At 73.1% G+C, this 19,352-nt stretch carries 17 protein-coding genes; 7 read left to right on the top strand and 10 right to left on the bottom strand.

Annotated features, from left to right (window positions below; translation table 11 throughout):
• Positions 1-101 precede the first annotated feature (101 nt).
• A complete protein-coding gene (locus tag ABTZ17_RS30600) occupies positions 102-1,982 on the bottom strand; it encodes an NHL domain-containing thioredoxin family protein (protein WP_352199022.1) in 1,881 nt (626 codons plus the stop codon).
• A 240-nt stretch (positions 1,983-2,222) separates the two neighbouring features.
• On the opposite strand from ABTZ17_RS30600, the gene ABTZ17_RS30595 reads away from it, so the two are divergent.
• Entirely contained in the window at positions 2,223-4,034 is a 1,812-nt protein-coding gene (locus tag ABTZ17_RS30595) for an FG-GAP-like repeat-containing protein (RefSeq protein ID WP_352199021.1), read from the top strand.
• A 71-nt stretch (positions 4,035-4,105) separates the two neighbouring features.
• Here the strand turns inward: ABTZ17_RS30595 and ABTZ17_RS30590 are convergent, their stop codons facing one another.
• Positions 4,106-4,921 (bottom strand): ATP-grasp domain-containing protein, encoded by an 816-nt coding sequence (locus ABTZ17_RS30590; RefSeq protein ID WP_352199020.1) that lies wholly within the window; start codon positions 4,919-4,921, stop codon positions 4,106-4,108.
• A gap of 32 nt (positions 4,922-4,953) precedes the next feature.
• On the opposite strand from ABTZ17_RS30590, the gene ABTZ17_RS30585 reads away from it, so the two are divergent.
• Complete coding sequence (locus ABTZ17_RS30585) at positions 4,954-5,448, top strand: LURP-one-related/scramblase family protein (protein WP_352199019.1); 495 nt, start codon at positions 4,954-4,956, stop codon at positions 5,446-5,448.
• A gap of 110 nt (positions 5,449-5,558) precedes the next feature.
• On the opposite strand, the gene ABTZ17_RS30580 is transcribed toward ABTZ17_RS30585, so the two are convergent.
• Positions 5,559-6,413: a carbon-nitrogen family hydrolase gene (locus ABTZ17_RS30580; RefSeq protein ID WP_352199018.1), complete on the bottom strand. Its 855-nt coding sequence runs from the start codon at positions 6,411-6,413 to the stop codon at positions 5,559-5,561.
• A 158-nt stretch (positions 6,414-6,571) separates the two neighbouring features.
• On the opposite strand from ABTZ17_RS30580, the gene ABTZ17_RS30575 reads away from it, so the two are divergent.
• Positions 6,572-7,399 (top strand): maleylpyruvate isomerase family mycothiol-dependent enzyme, encoded by an 828-nt coding sequence (locus ABTZ17_RS30575; RefSeq protein ID WP_352199017.1) that lies wholly within the window; start codon positions 6,572-6,574, stop codon positions 7,397-7,399.
• A gap of 108 nt (positions 7,400-7,507) precedes the next feature.
• Here the strand turns inward: ABTZ17_RS30575 and ABTZ17_RS30570 are convergent, their stop codons facing one another.
• Both ABTZ17_RS30570 and ABTZ17_RS30565 read right to left on the bottom strand, forming a co-directional pair.
• Entirely contained in the window at positions 7,508-8,872 is a 1,365-nt protein-coding gene (locus tag ABTZ17_RS30570) for an MFS transporter (protein WP_352199024.1), read from the bottom strand.
• A 20-nt stretch (positions 8,873-8,892) separates the two neighbouring features.
• Positions 8,893-9,573 carry a GntR family transcriptional regulator gene (locus tag ABTZ17_RS30565; protein ID WP_352199016.1) on the bottom strand — a complete coding sequence of 227 codons (681 nt, stop codon included), beginning with the start codon at positions 9,571-9,573 and terminating at the stop codon, positions 8,893-8,895.
• Between the two features lie 283 nt (positions 9,574-9,856).
• On the opposite strand from ABTZ17_RS30565, the gene ABTZ17_RS30560 reads away from it, so the two are divergent.
• Complete coding sequence (locus tag ABTZ17_RS30560) at positions 9,857-11,107, top strand: DUF418 domain-containing protein (RefSeq protein ID WP_502994910.1); 1,251 nt, start codon at positions 9,857-9,859, stop codon at positions 11,105-11,107.
• A 127-nt stretch (positions 11,108-11,234) separates the two neighbouring features.
• Positions 11,235-12,167 (top strand): D-alanyl-D-alanine carboxypeptidase family protein, encoded by a 933-nt coding sequence (locus ABTZ17_RS30555; RefSeq protein WP_352199014.1) that lies wholly within the window; start codon positions 11,235-11,237, stop codon positions 12,165-12,167.
• Positions 12,168-12,275: 108 nt separating this feature from the next.
• On the opposite strand, the gene ABTZ17_RS30550 is transcribed toward ABTZ17_RS30555, so the two are convergent.
• The 5 genes from ABTZ17_RS30550 to pdhA all read right to left on the bottom strand — a co-directional run bounded on the left by ABTZ17_RS30550 (position 12,276) and on the right by pdhA (position 17,417).
• A complete protein-coding gene (locus ABTZ17_RS30550; protein WP_352199013.1) occupies positions 12,276-12,587 on the bottom strand; it encodes a hypothetical protein in 312 nt (103 codons plus the stop codon).
• A 70-nt stretch (positions 12,588-12,657) separates the two neighbouring features.
• Positions 12,658-13,614, bottom strand: a complete 957-nt coding sequence (locus ABTZ17_RS30545; protein WP_352199012.1) for a GNAT family N-acetyltransferase — start codon at positions 13,612-13,614, stop codon at positions 12,658-12,660.
• Positions 13,615-13,769: 155 nt separating this feature from the next.
• Positions 13,770-15,215, bottom strand: a complete 1,446-nt coding sequence (locus ABTZ17_RS30540) for a dihydrolipoamide acetyltransferase family protein (RefSeq protein ID WP_352199023.1) — start codon at positions 15,213-15,215, stop codon at positions 13,770-13,772.
• Positions 15,216-15,234: 19 nt separating this feature from the next.
• A complete protein-coding gene (locus ABTZ17_RS30535; protein ID WP_352199011.1) occupies positions 15,235-16,215 on the bottom strand; it encodes an alpha-ketoacid dehydrogenase subunit beta in 981 nt (326 codons plus the stop codon).
• A 2-nt stretch (positions 16,216-16,217) separates the two neighbouring features.
• Positions 16,218-17,417 carry a pyruvate dehydrogenase (acetyl-transferring) E1 component subunit alpha gene (gene pdhA, locus ABTZ17_RS30530; RefSeq protein WP_352199010.1) on the bottom strand — a complete coding sequence of 400 codons (1,200 nt, stop codon included), beginning with the start codon at positions 17,415-17,417 and terminating at the stop codon, positions 16,218-16,220.
• Between the two features lie 348 nt (positions 17,418-17,765).
• Between pdhA and ABTZ17_RS30525 the strand changes: the two genes are divergently transcribed.
• Positions 17,766-18,425, top strand: a complete 660-nt coding sequence (locus tag ABTZ17_RS30525) for a response regulator (protein ID WP_352199009.1) — start codon at positions 17,766-17,768, stop codon at positions 18,423-18,425.
• A gap of 328 nt (positions 18,426-18,753) precedes the next feature.
• The gene (locus ABTZ17_RS30520; RefSeq protein ID WP_352199008.1) at positions 18,754-19,173 is read left to right on the top strand and encodes a pyridoxamine 5'-phosphate oxidase family protein; all 420 of its coding nucleotides are present in this window, start codon (positions 18,754-18,756) and stop codon (positions 19,171-19,173) included.
• Positions 19,174-19,352: the final 179 nt, after the last annotated feature.

Here is a 19,352-nt window from a genome sequence, read left to right as displayed (position 1 = left end):
GAACCTCGATGGTTCCGCGCCCCGCCGCCGTCCGTGCCCGGTGCGCCCGAGGGCTCGGGGGCGTCCGTGGGCTCCGTGCCTCAGGCCGTGGGCTCCGTGGCTCAGGCCGTGGCGCCCGCCTCGTCGAGGCCGGCCAGCACCAGCGGCAGCCGGGTCGCGCCGCCCGGCACCACCCGGACCGGCACCCCCCAGTCCTGCTGGTGCACGTGGCAGGCCGGGTACTCGTTGGCCGGGTCGTCGTCACAGGAGGCGGCCATCGCCGACACGTGCAGCACGCCCTCCGTGATCCCGTCCGCGAGGCACAGCTCCCGGCTCAGGTCGGTGTCCGCCCCGGCGCCCTCCGCGAGCAGCTCCGGCGGGGTCGCGGAGACCAGCAGGCGGGTCGAGGGCCCGTACCGGGTGTCCAGCTTCTGGCCGGCGGGGGCGGTGAAGACCACGTCCAGGCGCAGGGTGCCGGGGGCCACGTCGGTGGCGGCCCGCCGGGTGCGGTGGGCCACGGCCTCCACCCGGACCGCCTCCTCGGGCAGCCGCAGGCGGGTCAGCCGGTGCCGGGCCGACTCGACCACCACGATCTCCTCGCCGTCCAGCACCGCGGCGCTGGGCTCGCGGAGGTCGGTGGCGAGGGTGCTCACCTCGTCCGTGGCCGGGTCGTAGCGGCGCAGGGCGTGGTTGTACGTGTCGCAGACCGCGACCGAGCCGTCGGGCAGGGCGGTGACACCGAGCGGGTGCTGGAGGAGGGCCTGGTCGGCCGCTCCGTCCCGGTGGCCGAAGTCGAAGAGGCCGGTGCCGACGGCGGTCCGGATCTCGTAGCCGGTGCCGGTCGCGCCCTCGCCGTCGGTGCCGGTCCCGGCGCGGGTGACGTAGCGCAGGGCGCTGGTCTCGGAGTCGGCGATCCAGAGCCGGTCGCCGGCGGCGGCGAGGCCGGAGGGCTGGGCGAACCATGCCTCGGCGGCGGGGCCGTCGACCAGTCCCTCGTTGGTGGTGCCCGCGGCGACCCCGACGGTGCCGCTCTCCGGGTCGTAGGTCCACAGCTGGTGGACGCCCGCCATGGCGATCCACACGAGCCCGTCCCACCAGGCCACGTCCCAGGGCGAGGACAGGGCGACCTCCAGGGCCGGGCCCGAGGTGGGAGAGCCCTGCCACCACTGGCGGCCGGTGCCGGCGACGGTGGTGAGCTCGCCGGTGGCGAGGTCGAGGCGGCGCAGGGCGTGGTTGACGGTGTCGGCGACGATCACCGAGCCGTCGGGCAGCAGGGCCAGGCCCTGCGGTTCGCTGAGGGAGTCCGGGGTGAACCCGCGCTTGCCGGAGCCGATGCGGCGGACCACGGTCTCGGCGTCGGCGGCCAGCTCCACCAGCTGGTGGCGGGTGGAGTCGGAGACGAGCAGGCCGCCGTCGGGCAGCCGGAGGGCCTTGCCCGGGAAGCGGAGGTGACCGGCCACCGGCTCGGGGGCCACGTACGGGCCGTCCCCGCGCCGCAGGGTGCCCTTGGCCGCGTGCTCGGCCTCCAGCTCGGTCACCAGCCGCTCGATGGCGTGGGCGTGGCCCTCGCCGGCGTGCTGGGCCACGACGTAGCCCTCGGGGTCGATCACGACCAGGGTGGGCCAGGCCCGGACCGCGTACTGCTTCCAGGTGGCGAGCTCGGGGTCGTCGAGGACGGGGTGGTGCACCTCGTACCGCTCGACGGCGTCGACGACGGCGGCGTGCTCGGCCTCGTGCACGAACTTCGGCGAGTGCACCCCGATGACCACGACGGTGTCCCGGTGCTGTTCCTCCAGCTCGCGCAGCTCGTCGAGGACGTGCAGGCAGTTGATGCAGCAGAAGGTCCAGAAATCCAAGATCACGATCTTGCCGCGCAGGCCGGTGAGGGTCAGATCCTCCCCACCGGTGTTGAGCCAGCCCCCCTTGCCGATCAGTTCGGGAGCACGGACACGGGCACGGCGGGGCGCGGGCGCGGGGGTGGGCGCCGGGGCGGGATCGTTCATGCGTCAAGGGTGCCACCCGGTCACGAACGCCCGGTCACGGGCGTGTGTCGGAGCGGCGGGGCCGGGATCGCGCACCGGACGGGGGCGCGGGGCGGGCAGGGGGCGGCCGGATTCCGGCTTTGGTTCAACTTGGTTGAGTCGTAAGGAAGTTGGCCTCAAAGTGAGGCGTCCCGCGGGGGGCCGCGCGGGTACGTTGACGGGCACGGCACAGGGGAATCGTCCCGAGGGGGGACCTTGTTCGTGAGACAGCTCAGGCAGGCGGGGCTCATCGCGGGGGGCACGGCGCTCGCGCTCGCCGCGACCGTGTCGACGGGGACGGCGGCGGGGGCGGCGGCCCCGGGGTCCGGGCCGGGGGTGGAATGGCCGAAGGCCGCCGGTGGGCCGGGGCGGGGCGGCCCCTCCGTGGAATGGCCGAAGGCCCTCGGGACGGACGGACCGCCCGGACTCACCGGACGCGTGGGACCGGCCGGGCCGGGCGCCGGACGGCCGCGCATCGAGGCGCGGATCCCGCGGGCCCCGACGGCCACGGCCGCCGCCGCGCGCGCGAAGCCCCGCCTGGACCTCGACTACGACGGCTACAGCGAGATCTTCGAGCAGGGCTACCGGCACGACCACATCGTGTACCTGACCAGCTCGGGGCAGTCCGGATCCTGGTACGCCATCGACCGGGCGGACCCCGAGGAGACCTTCGTGGACGTGGTCCCGACCGGGGACCTCGGCGGTGAGGAGCTCACCGACATCGCCACGGTCTCCTCGGACGGCCGGCTGACCGTCTACACGGCCCTGCTCGACCGGACCACCCGGCCCCGCTGGACCGGGCGCGGCTGGCAGGTCTACAACCGCGTGATGGGCGCCGGGGACCTCACCCGGGACGGCCGGCCCGACCTGCTGGCGCGGACCCACTCCGGGGAGCTGTACCTCTACAAGGGCACCGGGAAGATCTCCACGGCCCCCTTCGCCGGCCGCGTGAAGGTGGGATCCGGCTGGGGGATCTACGACCAGGTGGTCACGGTCAACGACGCGGACGGCGACACCATCGGCGATCTCGTGGCCCGCTCCCTGGACGGGGTGCTGTGGTTCTACAAGGGCACCGGTTCGGCCGGCGCGCCCTTCAAGCCCCGCGTGAAGATCGGCAAGGGCTGGAACGCGTACAACCAGATCATCGGCGCCGACGACATGAACGACGACGGCCGCGGGGACCTGCTGGCCCGCAAGCCCGACGGCAAGCTGGTCCACTACCTGTCCACGGGCGGCGGGAAGTTCGCGGCCCCGGTCCACTTCGGCAGCGGCTGGTACTACGCGCAGTTCCTCGCCGGGGCGGGCACCACGCACCTGTACGGACGCGCCGAGCTGCTCGCCGTCACCACGGACGACCAGTGGTACAAGCACATCAACCTCTACAACGGCACCCTGGAGGGCTCCTCACTGGGCGGGGCCGACCCCGGCACCGGTACGACGTGGGGGTACGCCACCGCCATGCACAACCGGGACCACGCGAGCGTCCTCCTCGTACAGGGCAAGAAGCTGACGATCAACGACCGGGTGGCGAGCACCTCCTGGAACCACGACGTGACCGTCGGCCCCGGGGACCTGACCGGTGACGGCAAGGGCGACCTGCTGGCCCGGGACCGCTCCGGCACCCTGTGGCTGTACCCCGGCGACGGGGCCTTCGAGAGCTCCCTGGGCACCCGGGTCAAGGTCGGCACCGGCTGGCAGGGCTACGACGCCCTGTTCGGCTCGGGGGACTACAGCGGGGACGGCCGCCCGGACCTGCTGGCCCGGGACCGGACGGGGAAGGTCTTCCTCTTCCCCGGCACCGGCAAGGCGACCGCGCCCCTGGGGACCCGGGTGCAGGTGGGCACGGGCTGGCAGGTGTACGAGCGGCTGGTCACCACGGGGGACCTGACCGGGGACGCCAAGGGCGACGTCCTGGGCGTGAACGCCGCCGGCGAGCTGATGCGCGTGGCGTCCACCGGCAAGGTGGGCAGCGGGCTGTTCGCGAAGCCGGTGCGGATCGACACCGAGTGGACCGGGATCAAGCACCTCTTCTGAGCCCGGATCCGGTCCCGAGCGCGACCGCGCACCGCCCGTCCCGGGTCGTCGGGGGCGGGCGGCCGCGCGTTTCAGGACACGAAGCGGTGCAGGGAGGCGGTGAGGGCGTCGACGAAGGCGTCGCGGACGGGCTCCGGGAGCAGGTCCAGCGAGAGGTACGGGTTGAGGTCCTCCAGCTCCACGAGCAGCAGCTCCCCGCCGGGGGCGCGGCAGGCGTCCACCCGCTGGATCCCGCACTCCAGGGTGTTCCAGTCGATGAAGAGGCGGGCGAAGGCCAGGTCCTCGGCGGTGGCCGGGTAGGGCTCCAGCTCCCAGCGGCGGGTCGGGTCGGGAGCGTACAGGGCGTACTGGAAGTCCCGGTCCACGAAGTAGAAGGAGACCTCGTACGCGAAGTCCACGCGCGGCTGCACCAGCATCCCGCCCGCGGCGACCGCGGCGGGCAGCTCCTCCGCGGGCAGGAAGGCGAGGCCCACCGAGTCGGCGCCCTGCCGGGGCTTGACCGCGTAGGCGGGGGCCTCGGGCAACAGGGGGAGGTCCTCGACCCGGTCCACGGTGGGGATGACCGGGTGTCCGGCGGCGGTGAGGTCGAGCAGGTACTGCTTGCCCGCCATGTCCCCGCGACCGGTCAGCGGGTTGTAGACGCGGGTGCCGCGCTCCAGGGCCCGGCTCCGGAAGGCGTCGTACGCCTCCTGGTAGTGCAGGACGGGGCCGCTGTTGCGGACCAGCAGCGCGTCGAAGCCGTCGGCCAGGGCCGCGGCCTCCCTCGGGTGGCACAGCGCCAGGTCGAACTCCTCGCGCAGCCGGGAGGAGAGGAAGATGTCCTCGTCGCAGTAGCGCCGGCCGCGGGCCGGGTAGGCGAGGTCGGTGACGAGCAGCAGACGTGACATGGGGCCACGCTAACCCGGGAAGCGTGGGGGGTATGAAATACCTCGTCCGGGACAAGATCCTGGCCCTCGGAGACGACAGCCGCATCGAGGACGAGGACGGCCGGTACGCCTTCCTCGTCGACGGCAAGGCCCTCCGACTGCGCGACACCTTCGAGCTCAAGGACCCTGAGGGACGGATCCTGATCACCGTCCGGGAGAAGGTGCTCAGCCTGCGCGACTCGATGACCCTGGAACGGGACGGCCGACGGCTGGCCGTGGTGCGCCGCAAACGGCTCTCCCTGCTGCGCAACCACTTCCTGGTGACCCTGGTGGACGGCACCGAACTGGACGTCAGCGGCCGGATCCTCGACCGGGAGTTCACCATCGCCTACGACGGGGAGCTGCTGGCGCACGTCTCCCGCAAGTGGTTCGAGCTGCGGGAGACCTACGCGGTGGAGCTGGTCCGCGAGGAGACCGACCCGGCGCTGTTCCTCACGGTGGCGGTCTGCGTGATCAGGATGGCGGAGAAGGACCGGGAGGCCGGATGAGGGCCCGCGCCACGGACGGCGCGGGCCCCCGGGACCGAACGGGCGGGCGGCGCGGGGAGGGCGCAGGGAGCCGAAGGGGCGGAGGGAGCCGGGGGAGCGCGGGGTACGGGTCAGGGGCGCGGCGGCACGGGCAGGCCGAGCAGCCGGTCCTTCAGGGCGGGGAACTGCTCGCGGGTGTCCGGCACCTTGGCCGGGTCCAGCTCCACCCGCAGCACCTCCTCCCCGGACCCCGCCTCCGCCAGGACCTCGCCCCAGGGGTCCACGACCTGGCTGTGCCCGGACATGGCCACCCCGGCGTGACTCCCCGCGGTGGCGACGGCGAGCACGTAGGACTGGTTCTCCACGGCACGGGCCCGGGCCAGCAGGGTCCAGTGGCCGAGCCGGCGCTCCGGCCAGCCCGCCGAGACCGCGAGCACGGTGGCGCCGGCGTCGACCAGCCCCCGGTACAGCTCGGGGAAGCGCAGGTCGTAGCAGGTGGACAGGCCCAGCACGAAGGGACGGGCCACGGCCGGTTCCGCCGGGGCCCCACCGGGCTTGGGGTCCTCGGCCGGGACGGGGATCTCCACGGTCCGCAGCTCGTCGCCCCGGCCCATCATCACGGCCTCGCCGCTGTCGAAGCCGAAGCGGTGGATCTTGCGGTAGGTGGCGGCGGACGAGCCGTCGGGGGCGTAGACCAGGCTCGTGTTGTACAGGGTCCCGTCCGCGCCGCGCTCCACGATGGACCCCGCGTGCAGCCAGACCCCCGCGTCCCGGGCGGCCTCCGCCATCACGGCGTGCGTCGGCCCCCGCAGTTCCTCCGCCTCCGCCTCGAACCGCTCGTAGGCGAAAGCGCCCACGGTCCACAGCTCGGGCAGCAGCACCAGTCCCGACCCGCGCTGCTCCCGGACCAGGGCCGCGGCCCTGGTCCGCCGGTCCGCGGCCGACTCGCCCTCGTTCACGTCGATTTGGATCAGAGAAGCGCGCACGGTACCACCGTCCTGGCCGGAAAGGCCGTCAACTCGGGGCCTACGATCGTCACACGAAAGCACTGCCGGGGTGTTCCCGGGCAGCGTAACTTTGTGAATCAAGCCTCCCACTCCGCTACGAGCTCAACTCGCCACTGACCAGCAGCACGAGGGGTCCCGTGACCGTCCATCCCAGCCTCCAGACCTACGCCGACGCGTGGACCCACGCCATCGAGGCGATATCCGAGCTCGTCCGCCCGCTGGCCGAAAGCGACTGGAACCGGCCGACCCCCTGCCCCGGCTGGTCGGTGCGCGACGTGGTCTCCCACGTGATCGGCCTGGAGTGCGAGCAGCTCGGCGATCCGCGGCCCATCCACAGCCTGCCGCGGGACCTGCGCCACGTGGTGGACGAGCCCAGCCGGTACATGGAGGTGCAGGTGGACGTGCGCCGTCACCACACCTCCCCGGAGATGACGGCGGAGCTGGAGTACACGGTGATCCGGCGCTCGCGCCAGCTGCGCAACGAGAAGCGGGACCCGCAGAGCGAGGTGGGGCGGGGCCCCTACGGCGAGGCGGTCACGCTGGAGACGGCGCTCCGGCTGCGCGCCTTCGACCTGTGGCTGCACGAACAGGACCTGCGGACGGCGCTGCGGACCCCGGGGAACCTGGACTCCCCCGGCGCCTACGTGACCCGGGACCTGTTCCTGGCCGCCCTCCCGAAGATCGTGGCGAAGAAGGCCGGGGCCCCCGCGGGCACGGCCGTGGTGGTGGACGTGCACGGGCCGGTGGAGTTCCTGCGGACGGTACGGGTGGACGCCTCGGGCCGCGGCTCGATAGACGGCACCCCCTCGCTGGGCCCGGCGGTCACCCTGGCCACGGACTGGGAGACCTACATCGGGCTGGCCGCCGGGCGGGTGCGCCCGCGCCACGTGGGCGACCGGCTCAAGGTGGAGGGCGACCAGGAGCTGGCGGAAGCGATCCTCCGGGAGTTCGCCGTCACCCCCTGACGCCGGGGCGGGTCGGGGCCGGGTCGGACCGGAAGCGGCGGGCAGCGGGCAGCGGGCAGCGGGCAGCGGCATGTTTCACGTGAAACATGCCGGTCGCCCCGCCGGCGGTCAGCCCGTGGCGGGCACGGCGGCGGTCTCCCCGGCCCGCTGCCCGGGCAGCGGGGCACCGGCGGCCGTGCGCGCGTGCTCCCGCTCGCGTTCGCGGCGCAGGGCGTGCGGGCGGAGCCGGAGGATCTGGGTGAGCCCGAGGGCTTCCAGGACGAAGACCGCGGAGAAGGCGATCCGGTAGTTGTCCCCGGTCGCGTCGAGCAGGAGGCCGACGGCCAGCAGGGTCGTCATCGAGGCGATGAAGCCGCCCATGTTGGTGATCCCGGAGGCGGTGCCCTGCCGTTCGGCCGGGTTCGCGGGCCGCGCGAAGTCGAAGCCGATCATCGAGGCCGGTCCGCAGGTGCCCAGCACCGTGCAGAGGACCACCAGGAGCCACATCGGCGCGCGGTCCCCCGGATAGGCCAGGACGGACGCCCACAGGGCGGCGGTGACCCCGACGGTCCCCAGGGCGAGCGGGATCCGGGCGCTCTGCCGGCGGCCGACCAGCTGCCCGTAGACCAGGCCGAAGACCATGTTCGCGGCGACCACCAGGGTCAGCAGTCCGCCGGCGGTCTCCCGGGACAGCCCCTGGTCCTCGACCAGGAAGGGCATCCCCCACAACAGCAGGAAGACCATGGCCGGGAACTGGGTGGTGAAGTGCACCCACAGCCCGAGCCGGGTGCCCGGCTCCCGCCAGGAGCGGGCGATCTGGCCGCGCACGAAGGCCGCCCCGGCCGAGCGGACGGGCTCGGGGGCCTGCCCCTCCGGGTGGTCGCGCAGGAAGAGCAGCAGGGGGATCAGGACCACCAGTCCGGCCACCGAGCTGCCCGCGAAGGCGGGCACCCAGCCGACCCCGTGCAGCACGGGCGCGAGGACGAGGGTGGAGACGAGGTTGCCGGCCATGCCCACGAGCCCGGCCAGCTGGGCCATCAGCGGGGCCTGCCGGACCGGGAACCAGCGGGTGCCGAGCCGCAGGACGGAGATGAAGGTCATGGCGTCCCCGCAGCCGAGCAGGGCGCGGGCCGCCAGGGCCATCCCGTAGGAGGGGGAGAGGGCGAAGCCGAGCTGTCCGGCGGTGAACAGGACGGCTCCGAGGGTGAGGACCTTCTTGGTGCCGAGCCGGTCCACCATCAGGCCCACGGGTATCTGCATGCCCGCGTACACCAGGAGTTGGAGCAGCGAGAAGGCGGACAGGGCGGAGGCGTTGACGTGGAAGCGGTCCGCCGCGTCCAGCCCGGCGACGCCGAGGCTGGTGCGGAAGATGACGGCCACGAAGTAGACGGCGACCCCGATGGACCAGACGGCCACGGCCCGCCGCCCGCCGGGCGGTTCGGTCCCGGGCGCGCCCGTCGCGGGGGCACCCTCGGCGGCCGGGGCCGAGGACACGGGGAGGGGGGCGGGGGAGCTCACCGGGGCTCACCGCCGCCGCGCACGAGCAGTTCCACCCGGCCGAGGTGGCCGAGGACGGCGGCGGCCGCCCGGTCCGCGTCCCCCGCGCGCAGGGCCTCGTGGATCTCGGTGTGCTCGGCGAGGTTGCGGTCCATCCGGCCGGGGTGCATGTGCATCACCGCCACGCCCATCCGAAGCTGTCGGTCGCGGAGCTGGTCGTAGAGGCGGGAGAGGATCTCGTTCCCGGCGGCGCGGACGATCTCGGCGTGGAAGCAGCGGTCGGCCACCGCGAAGGCGGCCAGGTCCCCGGCCTCGGCGTGGCCGCGCTGGGCCTCCAGCAGGTCGGCCAGTCGGTCCAGCAGGGCGGGCGCGGCCGGTACGGCGCGCCGGACGGTGTACTCCTCCACCAGCCGCCGGGTCTCGACCACGTCGGCGATCTCCTGGGCGGAGACGGGCAGGACCAGGGCGCCCTTCTTCGGGTAGAGCCGGAGCAGGCCCTCCGTCTCCAGCCGGAGCAGGGCCTCGCGGACCGGGGTGCGGGAGACCCCGACGGCCTCCGCCAGCTCCCCCTCGGTGAGGAGGCTGCCGCCCTCGTAGCGGCGCTCCAGGACGCCCTCCTTCACGTGCCGGTAGACCCGGTCGGCCGCGGGCGGCTGCTTGGTCGGCGGGTGGGCGGGAGCGGTGTCCGGGGAAGCCATGCGCACATCATAGATACAACAGGGACGCAAGCCGGAGACCCGTCCCGGCATGCGGACGGCCCACCCCCGACGAGGAGCCGACGACGCCCCGACGACCGACCGGGACCCGATGAGGACCCGACGACCCGACGACCCGACGACCCGACGACAAACCGCAGCCGCCCCCGCGGCGTCCCGCCGCCGGCCGGTTCCGGTCGGCCGGAAGCCGGTGCGCCGAAGGATGTACCGGGCTTTCCTCCGACGGCAGGACGAGTCCGGCGGACCCGGCCGGGAGCCTGGATCCATGGCGAATCCCCTGCCGGCGACCTCCGGCCCGCCCTCCTCGACCGAACCCGACACCGCCGTCACGACCCCCGACACCGCCGTCGCGACCCCGCCGGCCGGACCGCGGCGGCCCGCCCGTCTGCCCCTGCTGGACGTCCTGCGCGGAACGGCCATCCTCGGCACCCTGATGACCAACATCTGGGTGTTCGCCGGGCCGGGCGCCGAGTGGGGGGTGCTGAGCGGATTCTCCACGGAGGGCGCGGGCCTCCCGGCGACGGTCTTCCGCTTCCTCGCGGACGGCAAGTTCCTGTCCCTGCTGACGATCCTCTTCGGCGCCGGCCTGGCCATCCAGTACGGGGCCGCGGCCCGGCGCGGCCGGCCCTGGCCCGGCAGCTACCGGCCGCGGGCCCTGTTCCTGCTCGCCGAGGGCACCCTGCACTTCGCGCTCGTCTTCGCCTGGGACGTGCTGATGGGGTACGCGGTCACGGCCCTGGTGGCCGCCCGGCTGCTGGTCCGGTCCGAACGGGTCCGCGACCGGGTCATGTGGGCCGCCCTGGGGGTGCACCTGGCGCTGGTCGCGGCGCTGACCCTGTTGCTGCTCGTCGGCCCGGACGGGGACGACGGAGGGCCCTCGGAGCGGGTGGTGGAGCTGTACGCCCACGGCTCGTACGTCGAACAGGTGCGCTTCCGGCTGGAGAACGCCCTCGCCCTGCGCATGGAGGCCGTGTTCTCCTTCGGCCTGCTGCTCTTCCTCTTCCTGCTGGGCGTCCGCCTGTTCCGGGCCGGGGCCTTCGCCGACGACGAGCGGGGCCGCCGGATCCGCGGCCGCCTGTTGGTCTGGGGGCTCGGGCTCGGCCTGCCGCTGAACGCCGCCTGCACCCTGGGCGGGAGCGCGTTCTTCGCCGCCGGACGGTACGGCGCCGCCCCGCTGGTGGCCCTGGGCTACCTGGGACTGACCGGCTGGGTGCTGGACCGGGTGCGCCGCCCCGGCCCGCTCACCCGGGCCCTGACGGCGGTGGGCCGCACCGCCCTGTCCTGCTACGTGCTCCAGAACCTGCTGGCCATGCTGGCCTGTTACGGCATCGGGCTGGGCCTCGCCGCCCGCTTCGGCAACGAGGATCCGTGGTGGGTGATGGGGCTCTGGCTCACCATCTGCCTGATTCTGGCCATCAGTTCATCTTTCTGGCTGAAACGGCATCAATTCGGACCGCTCGAATCCCTGCAGAAGCGACTGATCGGACGCGGAAGGTTGCGGAATGGTCAAGAATGACACCCCGCCCGCATCCATCCACACACGGTGAGCGTCTCCTGATCAAGGGCCCGCACCGCAGGCGGTCCCTCACCTCACCCATGATGGGGTGCCACTGATCTCGGGGACGATCTTGATACTCAGCCGCATGCACGTGCGCCGCCGGGCCGCCGCCGTCTCGCTGACGGCGGGCGCGGTCCTGGCCGGCACCGTCCTGGCGACGCCCGCCCAGGCCGCCACGCCGACCGTGACCGCCTCCGGCGCCTTCATGATGAACGGCGCCACCGGCGCCACGCTCTTCAGCAAGGCCGCCGACACCAAGCGGCCCATGGCCAGCACCACGAAGATCATGACCGCGCTCGTGGTCCTGTCCACGCCCGGCGTGGACCTGAACCGCAAGCTCACGGTCAAGCAGGCCTACCCGGACTACGTCCGCTCGGTCTCCGGCAGCTCCGCGTACCTCTTCGTCGGCGACAAGCTGACGACCGGCGGCATGCTGAACGCCATGCTCGCGCCCTCCGGCTGCGACGCCGCCGTCGCGCTGGCCGACGCCTACGGCAAGGGCACCACCCTCACCGCGCGCAAGGCCGACTTCATCGCCAAGATGAACGCCAAGGCCAAGGCACTGAAGCTGACGAACACCAAGTTCGACACCTTCGACGGCAACTCGCCGACGAACAACAACTGGACCACCCCGCGCGACCTGGCCAAGCTCACGCAGGCCGCGCTGAAGAACACCACCTTCGCGTCCATCGTGAAGAACCCGTACGCCAAGGCCACCGCGACCGCCTCCAACGGCAAGACGCGCTGGTACACCTGGAAGAACTCCAACCTCCTGATCCGTCCGAAGACGGACGTGGAGCCCGGCTACGCCTTCCCCGGCGCCATCGGGGTCAAGACCGGCACCAACACCCCCGCGGGCAAGTGCCTGGTCTTCGCGGCCACCCGCAACGGCAAGACCGTCATCGGGGTCCTGCTGCGCGACGAGAACCGCTACACCGACTCGATAAAGCTCATGAACTGGACCTTCGGGACCCAGTACAAGATGCCGCTCAAGCCGATAAAGGACGTCCAGGACTGATCCCGGTCCCCGTCCGAACCGGAGGGGCCCGCACCGCCGTCCACGGCGCGTACGGGCCCCTCCGGCCGTTCCCGGGCCCTCCGGGAGCCCCTTGGGGGGGCGGGCGGCTCAGTCCTCCGCGAGCAGGTCCGTCAGGTACTCGGGGAGGGCGCCCGGCAGTGCCTCGGCGTCGATGGCGCGCAGCGGGGCCAGGGAGGCGGCGTCCGCGAAGGACACCAGCTGGAGCAGGGCGTGGAGCTGGGACTCCAGCGCGGCGTGGTCCGGTTCCCGGGCGGCGGCCTCGGCGAGGACCCGGACCAGCAGGCGGCCGTCCTCGGGGCTGTGCCGGGCGGGGCGGTCCCCGGCCTGGTCGGCGGCCCGTTCCCGTTCCCGGGCCCCGTCCGCCGTGAGTCTCCGTGCCAGTTCCCGTACCAGGGCCACGCTGACCACCCTCCTCCGACGCCTCGGACGCCTCGCTCAGGCCCCGGCACCGTAACACCCCGGGGTGATCTCAGAAGGGCGCCGGTTCCATGATCAGTCGAATCTCCGACACCGCGTAGCCCCCGCGCGCGAAGGCCGCCGCCATGGGGGTGTTGACGGTGTCGGTGGTGGCCGTGAGGGGCCCGTCCTCCGCCGCCGCGTGGAAGCGGGTGATCCAGGCCAGCACCTCGTCGATGAGGCCCTGTCCGCGCAGCTCCGGGAGCACGCCCAGGTAGCCGACGTTGCGGTGGTACGGGGTCCGGGAGGGGACCGCCAGACCGGCGAGGGTGCCGTCGGGCAGGTGGGCCAGCCGCCACCAGGAGCGCTCCCCCGGGGCCTCCAGGTAGAACCGCATGTCCGCGCGGGCCTGTGCGTCGGCGCCCTCGACGGCCAGTTCCCGCCGGGTGCGCACGTCCAGGGTGCCCACCGCCAGCCGCTTGAAGACGGCCAGGAACTCCTCGTCCGACGCCTCCCGGAAGCTCAGCCGGGCGGGCGCGGGCGGCAGCGGCGCCCCGGCGGGGCGCTCCAGCCGCAGCCGCTCGACCTCGTCGGTGAGCCCGACCCGCCGGGCCGCGGCGCGCCGCCAGGCCACCCCGGCGGCGGTCTCCGGGCGCTCCCGCCAGTCCGCGGGGAGCCCGAGCAGGTTGTAGAGGGGCGGCCGGTCCGCTCCGGCGGCCCGGTGGACGGCGTGGGCGGCCTCCAGGAGGCCCGTGGCCACGCCCTCGGGGTCCCGGACCCCCTCGGCCACTCCGAGGCAGTCCAGGACCCTCGGGAGCCGGTCCTCCGGCCCGCCCCACCAGAGGGCGCGGGCGAGGAGCCGCCCCTCCGCGTCCTCGGCCACCCAGGTCCACTCCGGGCGGTACCGGTGGGCGACGAGGTCCGCGCGGAAGCGGTCGGCGCCGATCCCGGGCACCGGCCCGTCCGCCGGGAAGGCGGCGGCGCGGTCCACATCGGTGGGGTCGGCGGGGTCGAGGGGGCAGAACAGCATGCGGCCTCCGGGGCGCGGGGCGGTCCGGCCGGTGCCGGATCCGTCAGGACCATGATCGACACAGCGGGCGGGCGGACCGCAACGCGTTTCCGGGCACGGGGAAGGGCCCCCGCCGAACCGGCGGGGGCCCTTCCGTCACGGCGCTTCCGCGCCGGTCACGCCCAGCTGATGAGGCGCTTCGGGTGCTCCAGGACCCCCGCGATGTCCGCGAGGAACTTCGAGCCCAGCTCGCCGTCGATCAGACGGTGGTCGAAGGACAGCGCCAGGGTGGTGACCTGACGGGCCTTCACCTTGCCCTTGTGCACCCAGGGCTGCGCCTTGATGGCGCCGACCGCGAGGATCGCGGACTCGCCCGGGTTCAGGATCGGGGTGCCGGTGTCGACGCCGAACACGCCGACGTTGGTGATGGTGATCGTGCCGCCCTGCATGTCGGCCGGCGAGGTCTTGCCCTCGCGCGCGGTGGCCACCAGCGAGGACAGCGCCCCGGACAGCTCGGGCAGCGTCTTGGCCTGCGCGTCCTTGATGTTGGGGACGATCAGGCCGCGCGGGGTGGCCGCGGCGATGCCCAGGTTCACGTAGTGCTTGAGCACGATCTCCTGGTTCGCCTCGTCCCAGGAGGCGTTCACCTCGGGGTTGCGGCGGATCGCCACGAGCACGGCCTTCGCCACGAGCAGCAGCGGGTTGATCCGCAGGCCCGCGAGGTCCGGGTCCTCCTTGAGGTCCTGGACCAGCTTCATCGTGCGCGTCACGTCGAGGGTGATGAACTCGGTGACGTGCGGGGCGGTGAAGGCGGAGCCGACCATCGCCTGCGCGGTGGCCTTGCGGACGCCCTTGACGGGGATCCGGGTCTCCCGGACGCCCGGGGCGACGGCCTCGGCGGCCGGCACGGGCGCCGCGGCGGGGACCGGCGCGGCCGGGGCCTCGACCGCGGGGGCCGGGGCGGCGGCCTGCGAGGCCGCCTGGGCGGCCGCGTGGACGTCGTCCCGGGTGACGACCCCGCCGTCGCCGGTGGGGACCACCGCGGCCAGGTCGATGCCGAGGTCCTTGGCGAGCTTGCGGACCGGCGGCTTGGCGAGCGGGCGCTCCCCGGTGACCGGGGCGGCGGAGCCGTTGCCGTTCAGGGCGGGGGCGGCGGGGGCCGGCACCACCGGTCGGCCGGGAGCCGGCACGGTGACCGCGGGGGCCTCCGCCTGTCCGGGCGCGGCCTTGCGGGGGCGGCGCTTGGTGGAGGTCTGGGCCACGCCGTAGCCGACCAGGACCGGCTGGCGGGCCGGGGCCGCCTCCTCGGCGGCCGGGGCGGCGGCGGGAGCGGCCTCGGCGACGGGTGCGGCCGGGGCCGGGGCGGCCGGGCCGTCACCGGTCTCGACCGCGATGATCACCTGGCCGACGTCCACGGTGGTGCCTTCGGGGAAGCGCAGCTCGGCCACCACCCCGTCGAAGGGGATGGGCAGTTCCACGGCCGCCTTGGCGGTCTCCACCTCGCACACGACCTGGCCGTCGGTGACCTTGTCACCGGGCTGTACGTACCACTTGAGGATCTCGGCCTCGGTGAGTCCCTCGCCCACGTCGGGCATCTTGAACTCGCGCAGTGTCGTCGTCATCGTCGTCAACGCCCTCTCCTCAGTACGCCAGCGAGCGGTCGACGGCGTCGAGCACCCGGTCCAGGCCCGGCAGGTACTCCTCCTCCACCCGGGCCGGCGGGTAGGGCGAGTGGAACCCGCCCACGCGCAGCACCGGCGCCTCCAGGTGGTAGAAGCACCGTTCCGTGATGCGGGCGGCGATCTCCGCGCCCGTACCCAGGAAGACCGGGGCCTCGTGGACGACGACCAGGCGGCGGGTCTTCTCCACCGAGGTCTGGATCCCGTCGAAGTCGATCGGGGACATCGAGCGGAGGTCCACGACCTCCACCGACCTGCCCTCTTCGGCGGCGGCCGCGGCGGCCTCCAGACAGACCTTCACCATCGGGCCGTACGCGGCGAGGGTCAGGTCGGTGCCCTCGCGGGCCACGCGGGACAGGTGCAGGGCGCCGGGGATCGCGGTGGTGTCCACCTCGCCCTTGTCCCAGTAGCGGCGCTTGGGCTCGAAGAAGACCACCGGGTCGTCGCTCTGGATGGCCTGCTGGAGCATCCAGTACGCGTCGGAGGCGTTCGAGGGGGAGACCACCTTCAGGCCCGCGACGTGCGCGAACAGGGCCTCGGGGGACTCGGAGTGGTGCTCGACGGCGCCGATGCCGCCGCCGTACGGGATGCGCACGACCACCGGCATCTTGATCTTGCCGAGGGCGCGGGCGTGCATCTTCGCCAGCTGCGTGACGATCTGGTCGTACGCGGGGAAGACGAAGCCGTCGAACTGGATCTCCACGACCGGGCGGTAGCCGCGCAGGGCCAGGCCGATGGCGGTGCCGACGATCCCGGACTCGGCGAGCGGGGTGTCGATGACCCGCTCCTCGCCGAAGTCCTTCTGCAGGCCGTCGGTGATGCGGAAGACACCGCCGAGCTTGCCCACGTCCTCGCCCATGATGAGGACCTTGGGGTCGGTCTCCAGGGCCTTGCGGAGGGACTCGTTGAGCGCCTTCGCGATCGACATCTTCTCGGTGGCCATGGTCAGTTGCCCCCTTCGTGGGAGTCCTCGAAGGAAGCCAGGTACGCGGCGAACTGCGCGCGCTCCTCGTCGACGAGCGCGTGCCCGTCGGCGTACACGTTCTCGAAGATGGACAGGGTGTCCGGGTCGGGCATCGCGCGGACCACCTCGCGGACCCGCTTGCCGAGGGTCTCGCTCTCGGCCTCCAGCTCCTCGAAGAAGGCCTCGTCGGCGGCCCCGTCGGCGAGCAGGTGGGCCTTGAGGCGCTTGATCGGGTCCCGGTCCTCCCAGGCCGCCCGCTCCTCGTCCCGGCGGTACTTGGTCGGGTCGTCGGAGGTGGTGTGCGCGCCCATGCGGTAGGTGAACGCCTCGACGAGGGTGGGGCCCTCGCCGTTGCGGGCCCGCTCCAGGGCCCAGCGGGTCACGGCCAGACAGGCCAGCACGTCGTTGCCGTCCACCCGGACGCCGGGGAAGCCGAAGCCGGAGGCGCGCTGGTAGAGCGGGACGCGGGTCTGCCGCTCGGTGGGCTCGGAGATCGCCCACTGGTTGTTCTGGCAGAAGAACACCACGGGGGCGTTGTAGACCGCCGAGAAGGTGAACGCCTCGCTGACGTCGCCCTGGCTGGAGGCCCCGTCGCCGAAGTACGCGATCACCGCGGAGTCGGCACCGTCCTTGGCCACGCCCATGGCGTAGCCGGTGGCGTGCAGGGTCTGCGAGCCGATGACGATCGTGTACAGGTGGAAGTTGTTGGAGGTGGGGTCCCAGCCTCCGTGGTTCACCCCGCGGAACATGCCCAGGAGGTTGGTGGGGTCGACCCCGCGGCACCAGGCCACGCCGTGCTCGCGGTAGGTCGGGAAGACGTAGTCGTCGTCGCGCAGGGCCCGGCCGGAGCCGATCTGCGCGGCCTCCTGGCCCAGCAGGGAGGCCCACAGGCCCAGCTCGCCCTGGCGTTGCAGGGCGGTGGCCTCGGCGTCGAAGCGGCGGGTCAGAACCATGTCGCGGTAGAGCCCGCGCAGGTCGTCGGCGGTGATGTCGGCGACGTAGGGGGCGAACTCCGAGGACGCGGCGTCCTCGATGCGGTCCCCTTCGGGCGTCAGCAGCTGTACGAGCTGGGGCTCGGCGGCCTGTGCGGCCCCGGCGCCCTTGCGGGCGGCTGCGCCCGCGGCTCGCTTGGTGCCGCTGCTGCGTCGCGGCTTGCGCGCGGCAGTGCTCTCCACGGTCACGTGTGCTCCTCCGTCGGTCCGGCACCCGGGGTCGTCCGGGGACCAGTGCGGCTCGCCCGGACCCGTACCGCGCACGGGGTGGGTGCGCTCCGACGGGATTCAGGCGTGACAGTCGCCCCGGCGAGTGCCCTGCACAAAGCACGTTACCCAGTGCTCCGCATAACTGCGAAACCCCACCTGACCTGCGTTTTTGCTTGGATTTCCAAGTAAATCCGGGGCGGGTGGAACAACCACTGGTCACAGCCTTGCAGGTGGCCGGAACAACGGCACGTTATCCGGATCACTTCCGGCAGGGAAGAGCTCGGATCACTTGCGGCGGGGTTGGGGGGAGTATGTGAAACTGATTCCGTGCGCGAAGATGGAAAAATCACCGTATTCCTCCTCGACGACCACGAGGTGGTCCGCCGGGGCGTCTATGAGCTGCTGTCGAGCGAGCCGGACATCGAGGTGGTGGGAGAGGCCGGAACGGCCGCCGACGCCTTGGTGCGCATCCCGGCCACCCGCCCTGACGTGGCCGTTCTCGATGTGCGGCTGCCGGACGGCAGCGGGGTCGAGGTCTGCCGGGAGGTCCGCTCCCAGAACGAGGGCATCAAGTGCCTCATGTTGACCTCGTTCGCCGACGACGAGGCCCTGTTCGACGCGATCATGGCGGGTGCCTCCGGGTACGTCCTCAAGGCCATCCGCGGAAACGAGCTGCTCAACGCCGTGCGCGACGTGGCCGCCGGCAAGTCCCTGCTCGACCCGGTGGCCACCGCGCGGGTGCTGGAACGGCTCCGCGACGGCAAGAACGGCAAGGGCGACGACCGGCTGTCGAACCTCACGGAACAGGAACGGAAGATCCTGGACCTGATCGGCGAGGGACTCACCAACCGTGTGATCGGCGAACGCCTCCACCTGGCCGAGAAGACCATCAAGAACTACGTTTCCAGCCTGCTCTCCAAGCTCGGCATGGAACGGCGTTCCCAGGCGGCCGCCTATGTGGCCCGCCTCCAGGCGGAAAAGCGCTGAGCCCGCCGCCGGGCCGCCGATCACCGGCGGTCCGGCGCGGAAATTTACCGCCGGTACGTGGAATTGCACGGTCCGTATACCGTGACCGCGCCGGCGTATCCCGTGCGCGTACGGGGGCCCTTCCGAGGGCCCGCATTCGCCCGGACGGGCGTATCCGCGTCGGGTGGCCCGCCCGGCCCCGGGCCACCCGTGCCGGCCCGTGCTCCTCGCCCGGTGCTCCCCCGTCCGGTGCTTCCCGCGCCATGTCGTTCGAATCGGGACCAACGTCCCCGCCGCGGGGGGCGGCGGCCTCTTACCGGCACGGCGTCGGCACGGCGACAGTGGGGGCATGTCCCCAGAGGAACTCCACGCCATCGAACTGCTGCGCCGGGTGCCGTACGGCCGCGTGGCCACCAGCATGCGCGCGCTGCCCTTCATCGCCGCCGCGCGGCACATCGTGGTGGACGGCCGGGTCGTGCTGCGGATGCACGCCGGCTTCGGATACCACCAGGCATGCAACGGCAGCGTGGTCGCCTACGGGGCGGACAACTTCAACACCGAGGACGACCACCTGTGGACGGTCCAGTTCACGGGCACGGCGGAGCTGGTCGAGCCCACCACGGACGAGCTGCGGCTCTTCGGCCCGGGGCCGCACTACGTGGACGGGGAGCTCTTCGAGCCGGTGTACATGCGGGTGGAGCCTCAGTTCGTGACCGTGCACACGCTCTCCGGCAACGTCCGGCAGCGGGAGTACCAGCACGTGCTGTGAGGCCGTGGGGCCCGGCCGGGCCCACCGGAGCCGCCGGGGGCCCACCGGGCGCGGCCCGGGGCCACCGGAAGGCGCCGTGGGCACCCCCATGATCCCGCCCCGGGGCGCCCGCCGTCACCCTCATTTCGGCACCCGTGTTTCCGCCGCCGTTCACACGGAGCGGCCGGGCCAGGAACCCG

The sequence above is a fragment of the Streptomyces sp. NPDC097619 genome (assembly GCF_040302735.1).
Taxonomy (GTDB): Bacteria; Actinomycetota; Actinomycetes; order Streptomycetales; family Streptomycetaceae; genus Streptomyces.
Note: the sequence above shows the minus strand (reverse complement) of the source record. Positions and strands in the feature narration are given on the sequence as shown.